The sequence below is a fragment of the Pseudomonas sp. P5_B2 genome, assembly GCF_056400445.1.
Genome location: NZ_JBFULH010000277.1, coordinates 1 through 5,598, shown reverse-complemented (window position 1 = coordinate 5,598; position 5,598 = coordinate 1). Strand labels below are relative to the sequence as shown.

Below are 5,598 nucleotides of genomic sequence, written 5' to 3'. Positions count from 1 at the left end.
TCGCGAGCAAGCTCGGCTCCTACAGGGATATCGCAGCGCTCAATTCGACGTACCCGGCAAAATTTTTCTATCGAGCGCGAAGATAGTCGTCAAGATTATGTGACAGCCATCGACCTTTTCAAACCCGGCAATTGCCGCAAATACGACTTTCCTTGCAATCTGTAACGAAAACTTTACGAAAACAGGCGATTATTCCTACGCAAAGCGCTGAACACCTGCTGCAACGCCGCACACCTTGGGGTATTTCTAGGTCCATAGCAGTACACATAACAAGAACGAATCCCCTAGCAGGAGAGCAGCATGAAGCAGACGCAATACGTGGCTCGCGAGCCCGATGCGCAAGGTTTTATCGACTACCCCGCTGAAGAACACGCGGTGTGGAACACGCTGATCACTCGTCAACTGAAAGTGATCGAGGGTCGTGCGTGCCAGGAATACCTGGACGGTATTGAAAAACTCGGTCTGCCCCACGACCGCATTCCGCAACTCGGTGAAATCAACAAAGTCCTCGCTGAAACCACCGGCTGGCAAGTGGCCCGAGTCCCGGCACTGATCCCCTTCCAGACTTTTTTCGAATTGCTGGCCAACAAGCAGTTTCCGGTGGCGACGTTTATTCGTACCCGCGAAGAGCTGGATTACCTGCAAGAGCCGGACATTTTCCACGAGATTTTTGGCCACTGTCCGCTGCTGACCAACCCCTGGTTTGCTGAATTCACCCATACCTACGGCAAACTTGGCCTGAAAGCGACCAAGGAAGAACGCGTGTACCTGGCGCGCCTGTACTGGATGACCATCGAGTTTGGCCTGGTCGACACAGCTGAAGGCCTGCGCATTTACGGCGGCGGCATTCTTTCCTCTCCAAAAGAAACCGTTTACTGCCTGTCGAACGAGCCTGAACATCAAGCGTTCGATCCGCTGGAATGCATGCGCACGCCGTACCGCATCGACATCCTGCAACCGCTGTACTTTGTCTTGCCGAACCTCAAGCGTCTGTTTGATGTGGCCCATGAAGACATCATGAGCATGGTCAAACAAGGTATGCAGCTGGGCTTGCACACCCCGAAATTTCCGCCAAAGGCAAAGGCTGCGTGATCCGCTGCTTTTAGAATCAAGTGAGCCTGTCAGGAACCGACGCGTTGGTTTAGCGTGGTGACACTGACGGCCGATTTCCAATAATACGATTTCAGGAATTCATCATGTCCACATTGAACCAAGCCCACTGCGAAGCCTGCCAAGCCGGCGCCCCTCAGGTCAGCGACGAAGAGTTGCCGGTACTGATCAAGCAGATCCCGGACTGGAACATCGAAGTCCGCGATGGCGTCATGCAGCTGGAAAAACAGTTCCTGTTCAAAAACTTCAAACACGCACTGGCGTTCACCAACGCCGTTGGTGAAATCTCCGAGGCTGAAGGTCACCACCCAGGCCTGTTGACCGAATGGGGCAAAGTCACCGTCACCTGGTGGAGCCACTCCATCAAAGGCCTGCACCGCAACGACTTCATCATGGCCGCGCGCACTGACGAAGTGGCTAAAGACGCCGAGGGCCGCAAATAATGCATTTCGACGCCATCGGTCGAGTTCCCGGCGATCCGATTCTCGGTTTGATGGAAGCCTATGCGCAGGACCCGAACCCGCGCAAATTCGACCTCGGCGTGGGTGTCTACAAAGACGCCCAGGGCCTGACGCCGATTCCGCAGTCGGTGAAACTTGCCGAACAGCGTCTGGTGGATCGCCAGACCACCAAGACCTATATCGGTGGGCACGGCGAACCGGCGTTCGGCAAAGCCATCAGTGAGCTGGTGCTTGGTGCAGACTCTGCGCTGATCGCCGGGCAACTCGCCGGGGCGACCCAGACGCCGGGCGGCACCGGTGCGTTGCGCTTGAGCGCCGACTTCATCGCCCAGTGCCTGCCGGGCCGTGGCGTGTGGTTGAGCAATCCGACTTGGCCGATCCACGAAACCATTTTCGCGGCGGCCGGGGTCAAGGTCAGTCATTACCCGTACGTTGGGAGCGACAATCGCCTCGACGTCGACGCCATGCTCGCGGTGCTCAATGAAGCACCGAAGGGCGACGTGGTGTTGCTGCACGCCTGCTGCCACAACCCGACCGGATTCGATCTGTCCCATGACGACTGGCATCGTGTGCTGGACGTGGTGCGCAGTCGCGACCTGTTGCCGCTGATCGATTTCGCCTACCAGGGTTTCGGTGATGGTCTGGAGCAGGATGCCTGGTCGACGCGTTTGTTCGCTGATGCGTTGCCGGAAGTGCTGATCACCAGTTCCTGCTCGAAGAACTTCGGTTTGTACCGCGACCGTACCGGCGCGCTGATTGTCTGTGCGAAAAACGCTGACAAGCTGGTGGACATCCGCAGCCAACTGGCCAACATCGCCCGCAACCTGTGGTCGACGCCGCCGGATCACGGTGCAGCCGTGGTGGCGACCATTCTTGGCGATCCAGAGCTGAAAAGCCTCTGGGCCGACGAAGTGGAAGCCATGCGTTTGCGTATCGCCCAGTTGCGCAGCGGCCTGGTCGAAGCGCTGGAACCCTATGGTTTGCGCGAGCGTTTTGCGCACATTGGCGTGCAACGCGGGATGTTCTCCTACACCGGTTTGACGGCTGAGCAGGTTAAACAGCTGCGTGATCATCACAGCGTTTACATGGTCAGCTCCGGTCGGGCCAACGTGGCGGGGATCGATGCGACGCGCCTGGATTTGCTGGCCGAGGCGATTGCTGAAGTCTGCAAATAACGCGCCCTGTAGCGGCAGCCTCGCGCTGCTCGACAGCTGCTACAAATCMCCTCAACCAGCTTTGACTCACCCCCCTCCCCGTAGCAGCTGCCGAGCCTGGGAGGCTGGGTCTGGGATTTGCCTGACAAAACGCGATTATCCGGTGAGGTTCAAGACGGTATCTACCAAATCGCGGCTCTTCCCTCCCTGCGGCCATTGGTCGCAGAAATCCCAGATAAAAGTCCGATTGTCATTTTTACTCCTGTATCCTGCCCAGGCTTTGTATAAGCGCGGATCTACCAGATCTATCAACAGACTTTGCGAGGAGCGCGAACCATGCACGAGATTCCTAATCTCCCCTTCCCAAGCCTGCACGAAACTGAGCAGACAACCACGCAACAAGCCGGCGCCCAACAGCCCGAGCCGAAAGAAGCCACTGAACGCCGCCAGGCCGACAGCGAAGACTGAAACACCTGCAATGCCAGACCGTGTGGAAAGCGCTAACATGCGCTTTCCACACCGCCTGAACCTTGAGCTACACACCATGACCGACGAATTCAATGAGAGCCAGGCCAGCGTCCTGATCGGCACCGCCGAGAAGATGATCGAGATCTGGAATCGCCTCTCCCCCGAGAAACAAGCCGCGCTACTTGCCCGTTTTGGCACTCAAGAAAACGCCCTGGCCGCTCTGGTCACGACGCAACTGGTTGCTCCCGCCAAACCCTGATCCAGGCTACCCGGCAAATAGTTTTACTTTTTCCACGACCCGCGAGCGCTCGCGCCGCTATCATAAGCAGCCTATCTATCCTGCTTTCCCGTGGACCTTTACCCATGTCTGAAAACCAGCGCCCCCTGGCGGTCACGCTGCAAGTCGTTTCCATTGTTCTGTTTACCTTTATCGGCTACCTGAATGTCGGCATTCCTCTAGCCGTATTGCCCGGCTACGTCCACAGCGACCTCGGTTTCGGCGCAGTCATCGCCGGCTTGGTGATCAGCGTGCAATACCTGGCCACCCTGCTCAGCCGGCCTTATGCCGGCAAGATCATCGACAACAAGGGCAGCAAACTGGCGGTGATGTACGGCCTGGCCGGTTGCGGTTTGAGCGGTGTGTTCATGCTGATTTCCGCCTGGACCCAAAGTCTGCCGATGCTGAGCTTGATCAGCCTGCTGATTGGCCGCCTGGTGCTCGGCAGCGCGGAAAGTCTGGTCGGCTCGGGATCGATTGGCTGGGGCATCGGCCGGGTCGGTGCGGCCAACACCGCCAAGGTGATTTCCTGGAACGGCATCGCCAGCTACGGCGCACTGGCCATCGGCGCGCCGTTGGGCGTGTTGCTGGTCAATCAATTGGGTTTGTGGAGCATGGGCGTGAGCATTGTGCTGCTGGCCGTTCTCGGCCTGGCACTGGCCTGGCCAAAAACCGCTGCACCGATTGTGGTCGGTGAACGGCTGCCGTTCATGCATGTGCTGGGACGCGTGCTGCCCCACGGTTGTGGACTGGCGCTGGGCTCCATCGGTTTTGGCACCATCGCCACCTTCATCACCTTGTATTACGCCACGCAACACTGGGACAACGCGGTGTTGTGCCTGAGCTTGTTCGGCGCCAGTTTCATCGGTGCGCGCCTGCTGTTTGGCAACCTGATCAACCGCCTCGGCGGTTTTCGCGTGGCAATTGCCTGCCTGTCCGTGGAAACCCTGGGGTTGTTATTGCTGTGGCTGGCACCGGATGCCCATTGGGCCCTGGCCGGTGCGGCGCTGAGCGGTTTCGGTTTTTCGCTGGTGTTCCCGGCACTGGGCGTGGAGGCGGTCAACCTGGTACCCGCCTCCAGCCGTGGCGCGGCCGTCGGGGCTTATTCGCTGTTCATTGATTTGTCGCTAGGGATTACCGGGCCACTGGCGGGTGCGATTGCGGCCGGGTTTGGTTTTGCTTCGATCTTTTTGTTCGCCGCGATTGCTGCGCTGAGCGGCTTGGCATTGAGTGTTTACTTGTACCGGCAAGCCCCCAAGCAACGCGAAGCGCGCGAGTCGCGTTAAAAATCGACCTTCCCTCTCCCGGCCTTGATGCTGCCGCGCTTGGTCTTCGATTCGAGTCGACGTTTTTTTGAACCCAGCGTCGGCTTGGTCGGGCGGCGCTTCTTTTCAATCTTGGTCGCGCTGAGGATCAACTCGGTCAACCGCTCCAGCGCATCCGCTCGATTGGCCTCCTGCGTGCGGTACTGCTGGGCCTTGATGATCAACACACCTTCGCTGGTGATGCGACTGTCGCGTAGCGCCAGCAGCCGCTCCTTGTAGAACTCGGGCAAGGACGAGGCCGGAATATCGAAGCGCAAGTGCACGGCACTGGACACCTTGTTGACGTTCTGCCCGCCGGCGCCCTGGGCGCGTATGGCCGTCAACTCGATCTCGGCATCCGGCAGATGCACGTTGTTGGAAATCACCAGCATGGAAAAGCGTCCGGGTTCAGGGTGGTAAGGATACCGCGAATATCGCTCTGAATAACAGGTAGTTACTGGAGCATGTGAGACCAAGAAGTCATGTCAGTCGTTTCTTACAGAGTTTTCGTATTTACAAATTGGGAGTTGCTTTGTTTTGAATGGCTATATTAGTCTCAAATTTCACACCAACGAGATCTATAATTTTATGTCATTTGAAAACATTCGATACCATTTGGCAGTGACCTGCTTGGTTTTAGGCTGTTCAATTCCTATTATGGGAGCAGTTGTCTGGGTAATAACCGAAGCAATACCACTAGAGGGACGAGCCTTGAACATTACCTACATAGCAACGTATATACCTATTGCATTATTTGGCTTGCGCTTCTATACCACAAAACTACGAGGAATTGCATAACATCGTTATGCCGCATGGTATCAATC

At 57.1% G+C, this 5,598-nt stretch carries 7 protein-coding genes; 6 read left to right on the top strand and 1 reads right to left on the bottom strand.

The features are described from left to right. Window positions 1-300: 300 nt before the first annotated feature. The 6 genes from phhA to AC1DRJ_RS18215 all read left to right on the top strand — a co-directional run bounded on the left by phhA (window position 301) and on the right by AC1DRJ_RS18215 (window position 4,756). The gene (gene phhA / locus AC1DRJ_RS18240; protein WP_477803389.1) at window positions 301-1,092 is read left to right on the top strand and encodes a phenylalanine 4-monooxygenase; all 792 of its coding nucleotides are present in this window, start codon (window positions 301-303) and stop codon (window positions 1,090-1,092) included. A 104-nt stretch (window positions 1,093-1,196) separates the two neighbouring features. Further along, window positions 1,197-1,553: a 4a-hydroxytetrahydrobiopterin dehydratase gene (locus AC1DRJ_RS18235; protein ID WP_007947580.1), complete on the top strand. Its 357-nt coding sequence runs from the start codon at window positions 1,197-1,199 to the stop codon at window positions 1,551-1,553. Further along, window positions 1,553-2,746, top strand: coding sequence for an amino acid aminotransferase (locus tag AC1DRJ_RS18230; protein WP_477803388.1), 1,194 nt, complete (start codon window positions 1,553-1,555; stop codon window positions 2,744-2,746). The genes AC1DRJ_RS18235 and AC1DRJ_RS18230 overlap by 1 nt, the downstream gene beginning before the upstream one ends. Window positions 2,747-3,061: 315 nt before the next feature. Next, window positions 3,062-3,193, top strand: a complete 132-nt coding sequence (locus AC1DRJ_RS18225; RefSeq protein ID WP_010461912.1) for a hypothetical protein — start codon at window positions 3,062-3,064, stop codon at window positions 3,191-3,193. A 76-nt stretch (window positions 3,194-3,269) separates the two neighbouring features. Next, a complete protein-coding gene (locus tag AC1DRJ_RS18220; RefSeq protein WP_027922314.1) occupies window positions 3,270-3,452 on the top strand; it encodes a hypothetical protein in 183 nt (60 codons plus the stop codon). Window positions 3,453-3,556: 104 nt separating this feature from the next. After that, window positions 3,557-4,756, top strand: coding sequence for an MFS transporter (locus tag AC1DRJ_RS18215; protein ID WP_477803387.1), 1,200 nt, complete (start codon window positions 3,557-3,559; stop codon window positions 4,754-4,756). Here AC1DRJ_RS18215 and arfB read toward each other — a convergent pair. Beyond that, entirely contained in the window at window positions 4,753-5,166 is a 414-nt protein-coding gene (arfB, locus tag AC1DRJ_RS18210) for an alternative ribosome rescue aminoacyl-tRNA hydrolase ArfB (RefSeq protein WP_310352425.1), read from the bottom strand. The two genes, AC1DRJ_RS18215 and arfB, sit on opposite strands and share 4 nt — an antisense overlap. Window positions 5,167-5,598: the final 432 nt, after the last annotated feature.

What these genes read in the sequence shown, in the direction of transcription:
- phhA (WP_477803389.1), top strand. Translation starts at nt 301, where the DNA reads ATGAAGCAGACGCAATACGTGGCTCGCGAGCCCGATGCGCAAGGTTTT.
- AC1DRJ_RS18235 (WP_007947580.1), top strand. Translation starts at nt 1,197, where the DNA reads ATGTCCACATTGAACCAAGCCCACTGCGAAGCCTGCCAAGCCGGCGCC.
- AC1DRJ_RS18230 (WP_477803388.1), top strand. Translation starts at nt 1,553, where the DNA reads ATGCATTTCGACGCCATCGGTCGAGTTCCCGGCGATCCGATTCTCGGT.
- AC1DRJ_RS18225 (WP_010461912.1), top strand. Translation starts at nt 3,062, where the DNA reads ATGCACGAGATTCCTAATCTCCCCTTCCCAAGCCTGCACGAAACTGAG.
- AC1DRJ_RS18220 (WP_027922314.1), top strand. Translation starts at nt 3,270, where the DNA reads ATGACCGACGAATTCAATGAGAGCCAGGCCAGCGTCCTGATCGGCACC.
- AC1DRJ_RS18215 (WP_477803387.1), top strand. Translation starts at nt 3,557, where the DNA reads ATGTCTGAAAACCAGCGCCCCCTGGCGGTCACGCTGCAAGTCGTTTCC.
- arfB (WP_310352425.1), bottom strand. Translation starts at nt 5,166, where the DNA reads ATGCTGGTGATTTCCAACAACGTGCATCTGCCGGATGCCGAGATCGAG.